The sequence below is a fragment of the Haloactinopolyspora sp. genome, from assembly GCF_027324685.1.
Lineage (GTDB): Bacteria > Actinomycetota > Actinomycetes > Jiangellales > Jiangellaceae > Haloactinopolyspora.
Window position 1 is genome coordinate 1 of the sequence record NZ_DAHVSH010000055.1, and the last position, 17,240, is coordinate 17,240.

Below are 17,240 nucleotides of genomic sequence, written 5' to 3' on the forward strand. Positions count from 1 at the left end.
ATGAACGGGGTCACGTTCACCACATCGGGAATGTCGCCGCTGGCCAGGGCGCTGATCAGCCTCGTCTGGGTCTGCTGGTAGTCGCTGACGTCCACCCAGTTGATCGTCACACCGTCGTGATCGGCCTCGTAATCCGCGATCAACCCCTCGATGTAGTCCTGGTAACCCTCCTTCAGGTTGATCGTCCAGAATTCGAGCTCGCCGCTGGGAGCGGCGGACTCGTCGCTTTGCGGCTCGCCGCCTCCACTCGTGGCCGAGCAGCCGGTCGCGGTGAGCGCGGCGGCCGTCGCGACGGCGGCCAGGGCAACGGTCTTACCCATGACACGTCTCATGTTCTTGTCCTCTCGTCGCCGATGTCGGCTCGGTCGTGCCGCGACGCGCTGTCACCACGCAGGTAGTCGCTGAAGCGGAGTCGGTAGAGATGCTTGGGTCGCCCGCGGGTGGCCGGCTGGGACGACCCGACCGTGGTCACCAGGCCGTCCTGGCGCAGCGCTCGGACGATTCGTCGCCCGCTGGTTGCGGTCAGGTTGAGGCTGGTGCCCAGTTCGTCGGCGGAGATGCTGGCGCCATCGAGCCGCCGGTCGAGTTCGATGAGCTGGGTCAAGGTGGCCACCCCGAGCCCGGTGTGGCGGCTGAGGCGCTCGAGCACAGCGTCGTCGGTCTTGAATTGGAACCGCGTGGGGCGCTCACCGGTGTCGAGCAGCGGCCCGAGCACCACGCCCTGCTCGGTCATCAGGAACGCGCACGGGGTGCCTGCCTGGAGCGCCCGCTCCGCCGCCAGCGTCGCGTAGTGGATGCAACTGCGGGTCGACTCTCCCAGCCCGAACCCCGCGACCACCCGGCAGCGCACCAGATCGCCGAGCTGGTCCAGAACGTCGAGCGAGCGCCACTGATGGGTCATGTCCTGCATGAGCTTCTTGTGCCCGAGGACCAGGACCCGCGTATCGGACCGGACGTCGATCCACGCGTCCTTCCAACCCGTCGTGGACCGCAGCACCGCTGCGATCCGCTCGGCCGGCGCGGGAACGCCGGCCGCACCGGACGCCGTGGCCTCGGCAGACGTCGTCGGCTCGGCACAGAACAGCGCCGCGGACAGATGCAGATCCTCTTTACGGATCGACACGGCTCGCAGGCTCAGCTCCCGGACCGTCGCCGTGATCGTCGACGCGCTGGGCAACACCCGGACGACAGGTGCACCGAGCGCACCGTCGAGCAGGTGGAACACGCTGTTGCGGGCGGTCAGCGCATAGCGCGCCCCGATGGCCGTCTGCTGGCGCCGATGGAACTCGGCGATCTCCTCCGGGCTGGCCTGACCGTCGAACGGCAGCACCGCCACCGACTCGCTTCCCAGACCCAGCTCGGCCAGCAGGTCGGCGACCATCTGTTCGGGGACGCTGTCGATGCTGACCGGCGTGAGCTCGATACCCAGGGCACGGGCACGCAGGAAGCTCAGTGAGATGTCCAGCGGCGTCGGAGCCACGTCGACATAGGGCATGTCGTCCGGAATCACCGGCAGCGCCCGCTCGAGCGGCAGCGCGCCGGCGAAGCACAGCGCGTCACATTCGGGCAGCACCTGTTCGACCGTCGCCCGGATCGACGCCTCGTCGTCGTAGACGCCCCATCGAACGCTGACACCGTCGAGTCCCTCGAGGCCACGCCGGAACAAGGCGCGCGCCTCGGCCGGCACGATCAGACCCAAGCGCACGCGCATGACCGAACCTCCCGACTCTGCGGCCACAGCTGACCACCAACGCGATCGAAAATCGCTCGTATTTAAGTCGGCTCATCATTCAACCCCGGCCGAGCCATCGGCAAGAGGGTCAAGCGAATGTCATTGAATCGTGATCTGGCAACCAAAGTCGACCGCATACGCAGGCGAAATCGATGCTCCGGGTCTTGACGTCGCCATGGTTCGACTCCAGACTGCCAGACAATCATTTTTGATCGATTTACGATCACAGGCTGATCGTATTCCGATCATTCCTCGAACCGACGATCGAGGATCACGGCGCAACGAACGGAGACCCATGAGTTCCTTCCCATCGCCGAGACGACGACGCATCGTCGTGACGATCACCACCGCCGCACTCGTCACCGCGGCCGCGCCCGGGGTACTGGCACTGGGTCACGAAAGTGACGCACCCCCACCGCCGGTCGCCGACGAGCAGCAGTGGCCGACCCCGGACGAGACGTACATCGACGGCGTCCGCACCGCGCTCAGGTCGAACGTGGACCTGTGGGGCGAGCACGTCATGGGTATGCCCGAAGGCCCGACCTTCGACAACGTCAAGGACTATCTCGTACCGCTGGCCACTGGAGGCATCGCCACGAACGAGCCCGAGACCGGCTCGATGGGCGTTTCCGACACCGGCTACTACTATCTGCCGCTCACTCTGCCGACCGGCGACACTGCGAACACCCAGTCGCAGCCGGAGCCGTCGACCGCGCATTACGCCCTGCACACTGCGGACGGCAGCGGGATCACGGCCGACTGGCACACCGACTGCGCGGCAGCGCCCTACACCAAGGACTACTCCGAGGCGTTCAACGTACGCTGCTCGAACTTCCGGCGCACGTCGTTCTTCGTCGGCGCCGACGGCGAAGAACGCTACGGCTCCGACTTGGGCCGGCTGCAGCCGCCGACCCTGGCAGACGGATACCTGCCGATCCTGATCACCGACTACGACGACGCTGACGGCGTCCGGTACCACCAAGAGTCCTTCGCCGGACGCACGCCTCGCACCGACTCCCTGGTCAGCTTCGTGCGCTTCACCGCCACGGCGGACGCAGCAACGGAGCAGACCACCTTCCGCGTCCACGTCGACGGCCCTGAAGGCGGCGACCTGGTGTTGCGTGGCGACCGGCTCGAGTCAGACGGATCGGTCGTGCTCGCTTTCGACCGTCGAGCCCAGCGCGGCGGTGACGTCCGGCTCGAGGGCCGTGACCTGGTCTTCGACCTCGACCTCACCGACGGCCCGGCCACGATCCACCTCGCTGTACTGAACAACCCGACCACGGTGCGGGGCCAGGGACCGATCGTCGGGAAACCTCAGTACGACGTCGCTCGGGCGAAGGTGACGCGGTACTGGAACCGGCAGCTGCGCTCGGCTACCGACATTTCGGTCCCCGAGCCCTACGTGATGGACGCGATGCGCAACATCTTGATCCAGAACCTCACCATGGGCTGGAAGTACAGCATCGGCAACTTCTATGAGCAGCCCTACGTCCCGGAGATGGTCGACACCGTGTCGCAGCTGGGCGAGTTCGGCCAACTCGACGACTTCCGCACCAACCTGCAGACGCTGCTCCACTTCACCAAAGGCGGGCCCGCCTACCCGGTGGTGTACCGCAACTGGGAACAGGGCGCCAAGCTGCTGGGAACCGCCCGGTACTACCAGCTCAGCCGGGACGATGAGTTCGTCCTGGAGAACCTGCCGGTGCTGCGTACGTACCTGGACGACTACGTCGCACAGGCAGCCGCCGACCCGCACGGCATCCTTGAGCAGCAGCGTTGCTGTGAGGACGAGTGGGCCGAAGGCTACTGGACGCACCATCAGCTCGTCGCGTGGCAGGGCTGGCGCGACATGCTCCAGGTGATGCGCGAGCTGGGTCTCGACGACCTCGTACAGCAGTACCAGCCGCCGTTCGACGAGTTCTCGCAGGCCCTGCGCACCGTTGTCGACGATTCGCTGCGGGAGCTCCCGGACGGATCGCTGTTCCTCCCTCGTGAGCTCCTGGTCCCGCAGGAGCCGTACGAGGCCATCACCGAATCCCGCGAGTCGAGCTACTGGAACCTGCTCACCTACTACGGGTACGCGTCCGGGTTCTTCACCCCGCAGGAGCAGGAGAAGCTGCTCGACTACGTGCACAACCACGGTGGCACGTTCCTCGGCATGGTCCGGTTCAACTACACCGGTCAGCCGATCGGCGAGTGCAAGCCCGACGGGCTGGCCGGATACGAGGGCACCGGGGTCGACCAGGTGTACGGCTACCAGTACACCCGGCTGCTCTCGCAGACCGACGAACCCGACCGCCAGGTGCTGTCGCTGTACGGCCAGCTCGCGCACGGGTTCTCCCGCAACACGTTCGTGGTCGGCGAAGGCGCCAACATCGACCCGTGCCCGGAGCTCGGCTTCTTCCGCGGTTCTTGGCTGGCGCCGCTGAGCGCGAACAACGCAGCGTGGCTCAAGACGCTGCGGGACGCCCTCGTGCGTGAGGTCACCGACCACGACGGCGCGACCCGCGGGCTCCAACTCGGCTTCGCCACGCCACGCGGATGGCTCGCCGACGGCGAACGGGTCCAGGCCACGCAGCTGCCCACGTCGCTCGGCCCGGTCAGCCTCGACATCCGCTCCGCGATCGAGGACGGAACCGTGCGCGCGACGGTCCGGATCCCGGCCGAGGCGGCCGACCGGTCGGTGCACCTACGGCTGCGCGTGCCGGACGGGCACGAGCTCACCGGCGTAGAGGTGAACGGCCAGAGCCGCCCGTTCGACGCCGACGACCAGAGCATCGACCTGTCCGGACTGACCGGTCGCATTCACGTCACCGCGACCTACACCGCGCAGTCCTGACGATGGTCCGGTGGTCCGGGCACGCGTCCCGGGCCACCGGACCTCTCCACGCGATGGCGCACCGGCGCTCACGGCACCCGAGTGAGCCACTCGTCGGTGCCGAACTTCGTCGCCACGCGGTCCTTGGCCACGGCCAAGGTCTGCTCGTCCAACGAGTCGTCGATCAGCCCGTAGCGGGACCGGAACGTCGCCACCATCCGGTCGATGACTTCAGCGCGCGACAGGCCGGTCTGCGAACGCAGCGGGTCGACGCGCTTGATCGCGCTGGTCGTGCCCTTGTCCGACATCTTCTCGCGACCGATCCGCAGGACCTGGACCATCTTCGCCGCGTCGATGTCGTAGGCCATGGTCACGTGGTGCACGACGACGCCGCCGGCCAGCCGCTTCTGCGCGGCGCCGGCGATCTTGCCGACCGGCGAGGTGATGTCGTTGATCGGCTGGTAAGTCGCCTCGATGCCGAGTTCACGCAGTGCGGCGATCACCCACTCGTCGAGAAAGGCGTAGGAGTCGACGAACGACAGCCCCGACACCAACGACTCGGGCACGTACAGCGAATACGTGATGGTGTTGCCCGGTTCGACGAACATCGCTCCCCCGCCGCTGATCCGGCGGACGACGGTGACGTCGTGTTTCGCGGCGCCGTCGAGGTCGACCTCGTTGCTCAACGACTGGAAGCTGCCGATGATGACGGCGTTGGACGCCCACTCCCACACCCGCAGCGTGGGGGCACGCACACCGGCACCCACCTGCTCGGCCAGCACCTCCTCCAACGCCATCTGCAGCGCCGGCTCCTGCGGGCCTTCGTGGAGGAAGTGCCACTCGTGATCGGTCCAACTCGTCGCTCCGGCCAGCGCACGGCGTGCGGCGAAGGCGACCGCGTCGGAGGAGAAACCGATCATGTCCACCCCGTCACCGAGGACGGCGTCGATCCGGGCAGCCAGTTGCGCGGCCGAGGCGCTGACCGGTGCGCCGATCAACGCCGCATCGATGCGCTCGAGCGCGTCATCGGGTTCGAGGAAGAAGTCACCGCTGAGCCGGGCCTGGCGAATCACCTCACCGTCGGTCTCCAGGTCGACCACGACGAGCTTGCCACCGGGCACCTTGTATTCACCATGCATGTTCGCTGCAACCGTCGCGTGCCGCGCGGTGTTCCGTCCTCACGTAGGCTCGGGAACCGTGCCCGCGCAGCTGACCATCCCGGCCGACGGCGCGACCGACCCGGACGCGTTGTACGAATCCTTCACCGACTGGGCCGGTGAGCAGGGCCTCGAGCTCTACCCGGCGCAGCAGGAAGCGTTGATCGAGCTGGTCTCCGGCTCGCACGTGATCCTCAGCACCCCGACCGGTTCGGGCAAGAGCCTGGTCGCCGTCGCAGCCCACTTCGCCGCGCTCGCCGACGGACGGCGCTCGTTCTACACCGCGCCGCTCAAAGCGCTGGTGTCGGAGAAGTTCTTCGCGTTGATCGACATCTTCGGCGCCGACAACGTCGGCATGATGACCGGCGACTCCAGCGTCAACCCGGGCGCTCCCATCATCTGTTGCACCGCCGAGATCCTGGCCAACATCGCCTTACGCGACGGCGCCGAGGCCGACGTCGGCCAGGTCGTCATGGACGAGTTCCACTTCTACGCCGACCCCCAACGAGGCACGGCGTGGCAGCTGCCGCTGCTGGAACTGACCAACGCGCAGTTCCTGCTGATGTCGGCCACGCTCGGCGACGTCACCTTCTTCGAGAAGGACCTGTTGCGGCGCACCGGCCGCGAGGTCGCCGTCGTCACGTCGGCCGAACGACCGGTCCCGTTGACCTTCTCGTACTCCCGCCAGCCCATGCACGATCTGCTCGACGAGCTGTTGAGCACACACCGCGCGCCCGTGTACGTCGTCCACTTCACCCAGGCCGCCGCGGTGGACCGAGCTCAGTCGCTGACCAGCGTCAACGTCGCCAGCCGCGAGCAACGTGACCGGATCGCCGAAGAGATCGGCGGGTTCCGGTTCAGTTCCGGCTTCGGCAAGGTGCTCTCCCGGCTGGTGCGCCACGGCATCGGCGTGCACCACGCCGGCATGCTGCCGAAGTACCGGCGCCTGGTCGAGCGGCTCACGCAGGCCGGGTTGCTCAAGGTCGTGTGCGGGACGGACACCCTCGGCGTGGGTATCAACGTGCCGATCCGCACCGTGGTGTTCTCCGGGCTGACCAAGTACGACGGGGTCAAGACTCGCCAGCTCTCGGCGCGTGAGTTCCACCAGATCGCCGGACGGGCCGGCCGCGCCGGCTACGACACGCTCGGCGAGGTCGTCGTCCAGGCACCGGAGCACGAGATCGAGAACGAGCGGGCGCTGGCCAAGGCCGGCGACGATGCGAAGAAGCGCCGCAAGGTCACCCGGAAGAAGCCGCCCGAGGGCTTCGTCTCGTGGAGCGAGAAGACGATGCAGCGCCTGGTCGCCGCCGAACCGGAGCCGCTGACGTCCAGCTTCGCCGTGACCCACGCCATGGTGCTCGGTGTGATCGGCCGCCCGGGTAACGCCTTCGCCACCATGCGCCGGCTGCTCGCCGACAACCACGAGCCGCCGGGACGGTTCCGTACTCACGTCCGTGCCGCCATCGCCATCTACCGCGCGCTGTTGGCCGCCGACGTCGTCGAGCCGCTCGACCAGCCGGGTGCCCAGGGCCGCACCGTCCGGCTGACCGTGGATCTGCCGCCGGATTTCGCCCTCAACCAGCCGCTGTCACCGTTCGCCCTGGCCGCCTTCGACCTTCTCGACCCGGAGTCACCGACCTACAGCCTCGACGTGCTGTCGGTGGTGGAGTCCACGCTGGACGATCCGCGGCAGGTGTTGTCCGCACAGCAGCACAAGGCGCGCGGCGAGGCCATCGCGGCGATGAAGGCCGATGGCATCGAGTACGACGAGCGGATGGAGCTACTCGAGGACGTCACCCATCCCAGACCGCTCGACGAACTGCTCGAGGCTGCGTTCACCATGTATCGCCAGAGCCACCCGTGGGTCGGCGACTACGAGCTGTCGCCGAAGTCGGTGGCGCGTGACCTCTACGAACGCGCGATGGGGTTCGGCGAGTACATCGCCTTCTACGGCCTGGCCCGGTCCGAAGGGCTGGTCCTGCGCTACCTCGCCGACGCCTACCGCGCGCTTCGGCAGACCGTGCCGGACGAGGTGCGCACCGACGAGCTCACCGACATCGTGGAGTGGCTCGGCGAACTGGTGCGCCAGGTCGATTCCAGCCTGCTGGACGAGTGGGAGGCGCTGCGCGATCCGGGCGAGGCGCCCGAGCAGGTCCGGACCCCGACCGCCACCGACGACGCGCCCCGGCCGATCACGGCGAATCGCCGGGCCTTCACCGTCTCGGTCCGAAACGCCTTGTTCCGGCGAGTCGAGCTGGCGGCGCGACGATGGTGGGACGAGCTCGGTGCACTGGACGAGGAGTCCGGCTGGGACGCCGACGCGTGGGCGGACGCGCTGGAGCCGTACTTCGACGAGCATGCCGACATCGGCATCGGCCCCGACGCACGCAGCGCCGCGATGCTCATCATCACCGAGCACGCCGACCGCTGGGAGATTCGCCAGATCTTCGACGACCCAGCCGGCGACCACGACTGGGGCATCAGCGCGACCGTCGATCTGGCGGCCTCGAATGCGGCCGGGCAGCCGGTCATCGAGATCACCGCCGTCGGCCAGCTCTAGTGCACGAACCACGATGGCTGAGACCGCCGATGCGGGTTCAGCTCCACAGCGGACTCGCGGTCCTCCAGTCATTCTGTGCGCCGAGATGTCCCAGAGGTACGGCACGAACGGCAGGGAACGAGTTGACGACGGCCGGCAGAAGTGTCGTTCGGCCGAGCCGGAGACGGGTGAGAAGGAACTGGATCAGTGTCAGTTGGCCGAACGTGCGGTTCCACTCTGCTGTCGCTGAATCAAGGTCTGGGTGTAATCCGACTGAAGGCAGCTTCGGAGTGATCGTGTGCACTCGATTGAAGAGACGGCCGTGGTGCGCACAGGTGCTACGCACCAGGTTGAGGGCCTTGAGCCAACTTTCCAGTTGTGGTGAACGCAAGCCGCACGACGCGGCGATCTTGTCTTGCACACTACGTGGAGCGAATCCATACAAATAGGTCAATCCACCCCAATCCAGCACCTCGACTGCGGCCCACACCGGCAGCGTCCCGCCGTACTTCGCGTTGTGGTGCGCGACGAAATCTTCGCGCGACGACTTCAACTCGGCTTGATAAGAAGCAAGCCACTTGGGATAGGCCCCCCTCGCCGAGCCCTGTGGTTGAGCATGCTCGGCTCCAAGTGAACACACGGGTCAATCCGGCCGAGCTCGTGACCCAACAGCGCACGGATGGCCAGTTCGATCGGCGCGAGGACAGAGAAGGTCCCCGCTCGGAGCCTGGCGTCGAAGTCGTACAGGGCAACAACGTCGACTAGCCGAGTGCCGCGATAAAAGTCGTCGGTCCGGCTTGTTCCATTTTGTCGCCGGAATGGATACCAGTATCCGCTGAGGCGGTAGTAGTTGATCCGCTGGAGGGCGGCGACTGCGTCGTCTCGATCGCCGACGTCCATGCCGCGCAGGCTGAGCAGATCGACTTGCTGTTCGTAGGTGCGGTACGCCTTGACCGCGTGCAATGGAACCGCCCGAGCAGAGAAAAAATGAGGACCGGCCCTGGACCTACAGAGTAGGCGGAACCGGTCTTAGTGATCTCATCGTAGCCCGGAGACCAACGGTCGATCAACCAGCTCCGCGGTCAAGGTGCAACCACCCAGCGACCGGGGCGAGCGACGCTGAGTGTCAGGCGCTGAGCGGCTCTTGCAGGTAGTCCAGGGCGCCGTTCTTCGCGGCTTCGACGATGCCGCGGAACCGGGCCGCACTCATCTGGATCCGTTGGCCGTAGTCGTCGACGATGACGATCCGACGCTCGGGCGGGGCGTTGTGATCGACGAACATCTCCGGGCAGCCACAGGCATCGTGGCCACAGGACTCCGCAATGTGCTGGAACGACTCTGCTCGTTGCATGAGACAGCCTCCGTCCGGCGGGCCTTCTCGCGTGAGCACGAAAATAACCCATGCCCACCGCTCATCACGAGACTTGTGGCCAAGATGTGACGGTGCCAGCGTCGCCACGCCGTCGAGCGGAACCAGGACGACATCTCCCCCGCGACGTGACACAATTCACGTTGTCCGCCCTCCAGACGCAACGAAGCGAGAAGGGACCACAGAGTGATCCGGGGGATCCTCGACCACGACCACAACGGTTGGCGGGTCGAACTGTACGACACCGAACCTCTCCGACGCACTATCCTCGAAGTTGATTCCTTACCATCATGGGCGGACGCCTCCGCCGTGATGTCCAGCGCTTTTCGGCTCTTCACCTGACGCGCCCTGGCGGAGCAGGCCGTAGGTGACCGCGTCCACGAGGGCTTCCCACGAAGCCTCGACGATGTTGGCGCCCACACCCACGGTCTCCCACGACGTCGATCCGTCGGTCATCTCGACCAGCACCCGGGTCGTCGCGTCGGTGCCGTGCGCCGCCTCGAGGATGCGCACCCGGAAGTCGATCAGCTCGAGTTTGGCGATCTCCGGGTAGAGCGTGCCGATCGCGGTGCGCAGGGCGTGGTCCAACGCATTGACCGGGCCGTTGCCCTCGCCGGTGACCACGGCCCGCTCTCCGCCGGCGCGTAGCCGGACGGTGGCCTCGCTCACCGCGTCGCCGCCGGGCCTGGACTCGGTGATGACGCGCCACGACTCGACGTCGAAGAGTCTGATCGGGCCGCCTTCGATGGCGGCGCGCAGGAGCAGCTCGAACGACGCGTCCGCGGCCTCGAACGTGTAGCCCGCGGCTTCGAGCTCCTTGACCCGCCGGGTCAGCGTGGTGACGAGCTCCGGTTCGCCGGAGACGTCGTAGCCCAGTTCGCGGCTCTTGAGTTCGATGCTGGCCCGCCCGGCCATGTCGGAGACGAGCAGGCGCATGTCGTTGCCCACGTCGGCGGGCTCAGCGTGCTGGTAGAGGTCGGGGTCCACCTTGATGGCGCTGGCGTGCAGGCCCGCTTTGTGAGCGAAGGCGCTGGCGCCGACGTAGGGCTGGCGCGAGTACGGCGCGATGTTGGTCAGCTCGGCGATCGCGTGCGCAATCCGGGTGGATTCCTGCAGCGCGCCGGCCGGAACGACGCGACGCTGCCGCTTCAGCTCGAGGTTGGCCACGATGGTGATGATGTCGGCGTTGCCGGTGCGCTCCCCCGTGCCGTTCACGGTGCCCTGCACGTGGGTGGCGCCGGCGTCCACGGCCGCGAGCGTATTGGCCACAGCGCAGCCGGTGTCGTTGTGCGCGTGCATCCCCAGGCGCAGACCGGTCGTTTCGGCCACCTCGGCGACGATGGCGCGTACGTCGTCGGGCAGCATGCCGCCGTTGGTGTCGCACAAGGCCACGACATCGGCACCGGCTTCGGCGGCGGTCTGGATCGCTTCGACCGCGTAACCCGGGTTGAGGCGGTAGCCGTCGAAGAAGTGCTCGGCGTCGAGGAACACGCGTCGTCCCTGCCCGGTGAGGAACGAGACGGTGTCGCGGATCATCGCGAGGTTCTCGTCGAGCGTGGTGCGCAAGGCCCGTTCGACGTGTCCGGCGTGACTCTTGGCCACCAACGTCACGACGGAGGTCTCGGCGTCGAGCAACGCCCGGACGAGTTCGTCACTACTGGCCCGGCCGCCGGGTTTGCGAGTGGCGCCGAACGCCGCGAGGGTCGCGTTCGTGAGGTGCAGCTCCTTGCGAGCACGGTTGAAGAACTCGGTGTCCTTGGGCACCGCGCCCGGCCAGCCCCCTTCGATGAACCCGACACCGAGCTCGTCCAAGTGAGCGGCGATGGCCAGCTTGTCTTGGACGGACAGCGACAACCCTTCCTGCTGTGCGCCGTCGCGAAGAGTCGTGTCGTAGACGTGGAACCGTTCCGGGTCCACCGCGGTTGCTGGTCCGTCTGCGCTGGTCACGATCTGTCCTCACTGTCGTGGTGAAATCCGGGGGCAGCAAACAAAAAACCCTCCGCACGGATGCGAAGGGTCTGCGCGCCTGGCATGGTGCTCGGGTGCCGACGCGCCTACGTAATAATCAGGTGCAGGGTCATCGTCCCGTAGTATTGCATACTCCGGCGAGCCCGTGAGCTGCACTCCGCCCGATCCGCCCCTGTCCAGGCCTGCTCAGGCGGTCTCAGTCGCCCGGGCTGTCGTCGCGATCGCCCAGCTCACCGAGGTGTTCCGGGGCGGCGATGGCGAATACCCCCAAGACCAGGTAGGCGAACAGCAACACGACGCTGACGACGAGGGTCGCGGCCGTGTCGAAGAGAACCATGAGTCCGACGCCGACGACGAGGGCGGCGAGCGCGGCCAGGGTGAGGGTGCGCGGAGTCATGGCTCATCACGCCGATCCGCGGCGGCGATCGGGTGGAAGTCGGTGTCGAGGCGACCGGCCAAGGTCAGCCGGAACAGCAACCACAACGACGGTGCCAGGATCAGCAGGGCGATCCCCATACTGACCAGGATGGCGATCTGGGTGGGCCGGCCGGCGGCGGCCTCGTCGAGGCTCAGTGCACCGGGCAGGAAGTCCGGCCGCTGCGCCAATCCCCACCCTGCAACGGTCGCGGCCACGGCCACGGCCGAGGCATATCGAGCCGGCTCGTAGTGCTCTCGCCACACCAGCGCGAGGGCGACGACACCGGCCAGCGCCGACACCACCACGGCGACGACGCCACCACCGGAGGTGAGCCCGTCGTAGAGTCCGCGCGCCTGTGACCTGGCCACGAACAGACCCGCGATCGCGAGGACGCCGGTGACGAGGGCGGCAGCGAGCGCACGCCACCGGAAGGCGCGCGCGAGGTCCTCCTGGCCGACACGCACCGAGTCACCGGCCAGAAAGACCGCGGCGATGTAGGCACCGGCGCCGACGGTCAGTACCCCGATGTACAGCGGGAACGGCCCGGTCCAACTCTCCCAGGCGTCGCCGGCGCCTTCCGCGGGCACCTGGCCCGACGCCACCGCACCCACCACCGCGCCCAGGAAGAACGGGACCGCCACCGAGGCGAGGGCGAACGCCCCGCCGAGCAGCCGAGCCTCCACGATCGTCGCGGCCTCACCGCGTAGTGCGAACGCCGCGCCGCGGAAGATGATCCCGACTCCGGCCAGGTACAGCGGCACGTAGAGGGTCTGCATCACCGGGCCGAACGCACGCGGGAACGCGGTCCAGAACACCACCAGCACGAAGATCAGCCAGACGTGGTTGGCCTCCCACACCGGCCCCATCGCGTTTTTCACCATGCCTCGAAGGCGCGCCCCTCGCCGCGCCCCGCCGGCGGTCAGATCCCAGAACCCGGCGCCGAAATCGGCCCCGCCGAGCACGGCATACGCCGTCAATCCCAGCAGGAGGACGGCCGCATTGAGTTCAGCCAGAGCCATCGTCGACCCCCCGCGCCGCCGACTCGGCCTCGAGCTCGATCGGCCGGTGTGCGAGCCGGCGCAACAGGTACAGCACGATCACCGCGAGCGCCGCGTAGACCAGCGCCAGCGTGGCGTAGCCGACGGGGATTCCCTCGGCGCCGGTGACCGCCTCGCTCACCCGCATCACCCGGTAGACGATCCACGGCTGGCGACCGACCTCGGTGACGATCCATCCGGCGATCAGCGCGACCAGCGCGGCCGGACCGGCGGCCACGACCGCGATGTAGAACCACTTTGATCGTGGCGGTCTACCTCGACGTACCGCCGTGACGAGATAGACGACGGCGAGCAACGCCAGGCCGGTGCCGATCCCGATCATCACCTGGAAGGCGTTGCGCACGACAGGAACCGGGGGCCGCTCATCGGCCGGTACCGCGTTCAACCCTTCGACCTCGGCGTTCGGGTCATGATGGGCCAGCAACGACAGACCGTCGGGAATGGACACACTGCCGTAGATCTCGTCGCCGATCATGATCCCGCCGAGCCGCAGGTCCGCGCCCCGGGTGGTCTGCTCGAGCCCTTCGAACGCGGCGAGTTTGGTCGGCTGCTCCTCGGCCACGGTTCGACCGGCCCAGTCACCGACCACCACCTGAATGGGCGCGGCCAGGCACGCGAAGGTCAGCGGGACCACCATCGCGACCTGGCGGAACCGGTCCCGGTGGCCGCGCAGCCACGAGAAGGCGTACACCCCGGCCACGATGAACCCCGCGACGAGGAAGCCGGCGAGGTACATGTGCACCCACTCGTGCCAGACGTTGGAGTTGACGAACGCAGCGAACGGATTGACACCGGTGACGTTGCCGTCGGAGTCCAATTCGAACCCGCCGGGGTCGTTCATCCAGCCGTTGACCCCGATCACCATGAGCGAGCCGGTGAAGCCCGCGATCACGACCGGAATTCCGGTCAACAGGTGCGCCCGCGGTGAGATGCGGTCCCATCCGTAGACGTAGATGGCGATGAAGATCGCCTCGAGGAAGAACGCGACGCCCTCGAGCGCGAAGGCCATCCCGAACACTTCGCCGAAACGTTCCATGAACTCCGGCCACAACAGGCCGAGCTCGAAGGACAGGATGGTCCCGGTCACCGCGCCCACCGCGAACAAGATCAGCATGACCTTCGACCAGCGCTTGGCGATCACCTTGTAGAGCGGGTCGCCGGTGCGGACGTAGAGGCCTTCCATGTAGAGGACCATCGCGGGGAAGGCGACGCCGAAGCACACGAGCGGGATGTGCACGGCGAGCGAGAGCGCCTGCATCTGCCGGGCCTCGAACAAGTACGGCTGGTCGACACCCGGAAGTGCGGCCCGAGCGAACTCGATCAGGCCCGTCGTAGCGAAGTCAATCGGCACGAGCGCGTCGTACCCGAGCCCACGACACCCAAACGAAGCGCCCGGCTCATCTGCGCTCGAGTGCGCGGTAGGCGAGCTTGCGGACCTCGTCGAACCACAGGACCGTCGACGCCATCGCGACACACACCGCCCAGTGCCCCAGGTCCATGGACGCCGTGGCGAAGGCGACCTGGAGGAACGGCAACTCCACGACGGCGACCTGCAGAACGACCGCCAGCGCCACCGCACCCCACAGCCAGGGGTTCACGAACGGCCGATGGAAGGCGCTCGTCGTCTCCGACCGGGAGTTGAACGCGTTGAAAAGCTGGGCGAACACCAGTGTGGTGAAGCCTGCCGTGCGGGCCACGTCGAGTGAGTCGTCGCCGTCGACCAACCCGCCGGGCAGGAAGATGTCGATGGCGAACAGGGACGCGAGCCCCATCACCAGCCCGATGGACACGACGCCGCGCCACATCCGGGCGTCGATGATCCGATCGGACAGCCGGCGCGGTCGGCGAGCCATCACATCGTCGGTCATCGGGTCGATCCCCATCGCGAGGGCGGGCCCGGAATCGGTGATCAGGTTGATCCACAGGATCTGCGTCGCCAAGAGGGGCACCACCACGCCATCGCCGCTCACGTCGGTCAATCCGATGACGCCGGCGAGCACGACGCCGAAGAACACCGTGCACACCTCGCCCATGTTCGACGAGAGCAGGTAGCGCAGGAACTTCCTGATGTTGTCGAAGATGACCCGGCCTTCGCGCACGGCGGCGACGATGGTCGCGAAGTTGTCGTCGCCGAGGATCATCTTCGCCGCGTCCTTGGTCACCTCGGTTCCGGTGATGCCCATCGCGATGCCGATGTCGGCGGACTTCAGCGCGGGGGCGTCGTTCACCCCGTCGCCGGTCATCGCGACGACGTTCCCGTCGGCTTGCAGCGCGTCGACGATGGTCAACTTGTGCTCCGGCGCCACCCGCGCGTAGACCGAGGTCGTGCGGGCCACCTCGCGCATCTCCGCCGAGCTCAGCTGGTCGAGCTCGGGTCCGGTCACGGCTTTCGCACCGGGTTCGACGATGCCGAGGTCGGCGGCGATCCGGGCCGCCGTGGCGGGATGGTCACCGGTGATCATCAAGATCCGGATGCCTGCGGCGCGAGCTTCGGCGACAGCGTCAGCGGCCTCCGGGCGCGCAGGGTCGATGATCCCCACGGTGCCCACGTAGATCAGGTCGTGCTCGATCGACTCGTCGACGTCGCCGGCCTCGCCGTCCAGGGGGCGGTAGGCCACGGCCAGGGTCCGGAAGGCGTCGGCCGACAGTTGCTCGACGGCGGCCAGGGCCGCGCGCCGGTGGTCGTCGTCCAGCGCCTCGACAGCATCACCCACGTGGAGCTGTGCGCATCGGTCGAGCAGCACGTCAGGCGCGCCTTTGGCCATCACGAGCGTGGCGCCGTCAGCGCGACGGTGCACCACGGCGGACATCATCTTGCGCTCGGAGGTGAACGGCACCTCCGCCCGGCGCTCGTAGGCCGCCACCCGCTCGGCCGTCCCGGCCAGCTTCGGCGCCGCTGCGAGCAGGGCGGCCTCGGTGGGATCGCCTTGGATCTCCCACTCGCCGTCGCGCCGAGTCAGCTGGGCGTTGTTCGCCAGCGAGCCGCCGGCGAGGACCAGCTGCGCCTCGGTCCGCACAGCGGCGTCGTCGGCCCCGCGGCCGTCCAGGATCGCCTGACCCTCGGGCCGGTACCCGACGCCGGTGAGCTCGACCTGGCCGGACGCGGTGACGATCCGCCGCACGGTCATCTCGTTCTTGGTCAAGGTGCCGGTCTTGTCCGAGGCGATCACGGTGGCCGAGCCCAGCGCCTCGACCGAGTGCAGCTTCTTGACCACGGCGTTGCGGCGAGCCATCCGCTGCACACCGAGGGCGAGCACCACCGACAGGATCGCGGGCAGGCCTTCAGGTACCGCGGCCACCGCCAGCGACACGCCCAGCAGCAGCACCGTCACGGCATCGTCGACCGACGAGACGTCGCTGACGATCGCGATCGTCGCCATCACCACGACGGCGATGACGATCACCGTGACACCGAGCAGTTTGCTCACGCCGGTGATCTCGCGTTGCAGCGGCGTCGGGTCCTCCTCGGTCGCCTCGAGCAGTTCGGCGATCGCCCCCATCTCGGTGTTCATGCCGGTGCTCGTCACGATCGCGCGACCCACGCCCTGCACGACCGCGGTGCCCTTGAACACCATGTTGTGCCGATCGCCCAGCGCGGCCGGCGCGGACAGGACGGCCGGGTTCTTGGTGACCGCTTCGCTCTCGCCGGTCAGGGCGGCCTCGCCCAGGCGCAACGACGTGGCCTCGACCAGCCGGGCGTCGGCGCCGACGGCATCGCCCTCGCTGAGCACGAGCACGTCGCCTCGGACCAGGTCGGGCGACGGCACCGTGGCCAGCTCCCCGTCGCGCAGGACGGTCGACGTCGCGACGGTCATCGACCGCAGCGCGGCCACGGCGTCCTCGGCGCGCGATTCCTGGACGAACCCGAGCACGGCGTTGACGATCAGAACCGCCGAGATGACGATCGCGTCGACCGGTAGGCCAGCCGCGCCCTCGGCCAGCCAGGCCACCGACGAGATCGCGACGGCGACCACCAGCAGGTACACGAGGGGGTCCTGGAACTGGCCCAGGATTCGACGCCACACCGGCACCGGTGGGCGGGACCGAAGCTCGTTCGGCCCCTCCGCAGCGAGCCGCCGGGCGGCCTCAGTTGAGCCCAGCCCGGTCGCCGGGTCGACGCCGAGCTCGCGCGCCACCTCCGTCGCTTCGCGCAACGAAGGGTCCGGCGGCACGCGTGC

General features: G+C 67.8%; 12 protein-coding genes and 1 pseudogene. 2 read left to right on the plus strand and 11 right to left on the minus strand.

What is annotated here, in order from left to right:
• Positions 1–332, minus strand: a pseudogene (locus tag M6444_RS06975) (extracellular solute-binding protein); the annotation flags it as partial.
• Positions 329–1,711: a hypothetical protein gene (locus tag M6444_RS06980; RefSeq protein ID WP_298324720.1), complete on the minus strand. Its 1,383-nt coding sequence runs from the start codon at positions 1,709–1,711 to the stop codon at positions 329–331. The gene M6444_RS06980 and the pseudogene M6444_RS06975, both read right to left, overlap by 4 nt.
• 316 nt (positions 1,712–2,027) lie before the next feature.
• Between M6444_RS06980 and M6444_RS06985 the strand changes: the two genes are divergently transcribed.
• Positions 2,028–4,574: a hypothetical protein gene (locus M6444_RS06985; protein WP_298324724.1), complete on the plus strand. Its 2,547-nt coding sequence runs from the start codon at positions 2,028–2,030 to the stop codon at positions 4,572–4,574.
• 68 nt (positions 4,575–4,642) lie between these two features.
• Here the strand turns inward: M6444_RS06985 and M6444_RS06990 are convergent, their stop codons facing one another.
• Positions 4,643–5,692: a biotin/lipoate A/B protein ligase family protein gene (locus tag M6444_RS06990; RefSeq protein ID WP_298324726.1), complete on the minus strand. Its 1,050-nt coding sequence runs from the start codon at positions 5,690–5,692 to the stop codon at positions 4,643–4,645.
• A gap of 58 nt (positions 5,693–5,750) precedes the next feature.
• On the opposite strand from M6444_RS06990, the gene M6444_RS06995 reads away from it, so the two are divergent.
• Positions 5,751–8,270, plus strand: coding sequence for a DEAD/DEAH box helicase (locus M6444_RS06995; protein ID WP_298324728.1), 2,520 nt, complete (start codon positions 5,751–5,753; stop codon positions 8,268–8,270).
• A gap of 37 nt (positions 8,271–8,307) precedes the next feature.
• On the opposite strand, the gene M6444_RS07000 is transcribed toward M6444_RS06995, so the two are convergent.
• The 8 genes from M6444_RS07000 to M6444_RS07030 form a co-directional block, all read right to left on the minus strand.
• On the minus strand, positions 8,308–8,802 hold the full coding sequence (locus M6444_RS07000) for an Abi family protein (RefSeq protein ID WP_363326270.1): 495 nt from the start codon (positions 8,800–8,802) through the stop codon (positions 8,308–8,310).
• Positions 8,799–9,149, minus strand: a complete 351-nt coding sequence (locus tag M6444_RS22890; RefSeq protein ID WP_363326271.1) for an Abi family protein — start codon at positions 9,147–9,149, stop codon at positions 8,799–8,801. Before M6444_RS22890 ends, M6444_RS07000 begins: the two co-directional genes overlap by 4 nt.
• 226 nt (positions 9,150–9,375) lie before the next feature.
• On the minus strand, positions 9,376–9,600 hold the full coding sequence (locus tag M6444_RS07005; RefSeq protein WP_298324733.1) for a hypothetical protein: 225 nt from the start codon (positions 9,598–9,600) through the stop codon (positions 9,376–9,378).
• Positions 9,601–9,906: 306 nt separating this feature from the next.
• Positions 9,907–11,565: a citramalate synthase gene (cimA, locus tag M6444_RS07010; protein ID WP_298324736.1), complete on the minus strand. Its 1,659-nt coding sequence runs from the start codon at positions 11,563–11,565 to the stop codon at positions 9,907–9,909.
• Positions 11,566–11,782: 217 nt separating this feature from the next.
• The gene (locus tag M6444_RS07015; RefSeq protein WP_298324739.1) at positions 11,783–11,983 is read right to left on the minus strand and encodes a hypothetical protein; all 201 of its coding nucleotides are present in this window, start codon (positions 11,981–11,983) and stop codon (positions 11,783–11,785) included.
• Positions 11,980–13,023, minus strand: coding sequence for a cytochrome d ubiquinol oxidase subunit II (locus tag M6444_RS07020; protein WP_298324742.1), 1,044 nt, complete (start codon positions 13,021–13,023; stop codon positions 11,980–11,982). The genes M6444_RS07015 and M6444_RS07020 overlap by 4 nt, the downstream gene beginning before the upstream one ends.
• Positions 13,010–14,413, minus strand: coding sequence for a cytochrome ubiquinol oxidase subunit I (locus M6444_RS07025; protein ID WP_298324745.1), 1,404 nt, complete (start codon positions 14,411–14,413; stop codon positions 13,010–13,012). Before M6444_RS07025 ends, M6444_RS07020 begins: the two co-directional genes overlap by 14 nt.
• A gap of 46 nt (positions 14,414–14,459) precedes the next feature.
• The gene (locus M6444_RS07030; protein WP_298324748.1) at positions 14,460–17,234 is read right to left on the minus strand and encodes a cation-translocating P-type ATPase; all 2,775 of its coding nucleotides are present in this window, start codon (positions 17,232–17,234) and stop codon (positions 14,460–14,462) included.
• Positions 17,235–17,240 lie beyond the last annotated feature (6 nt).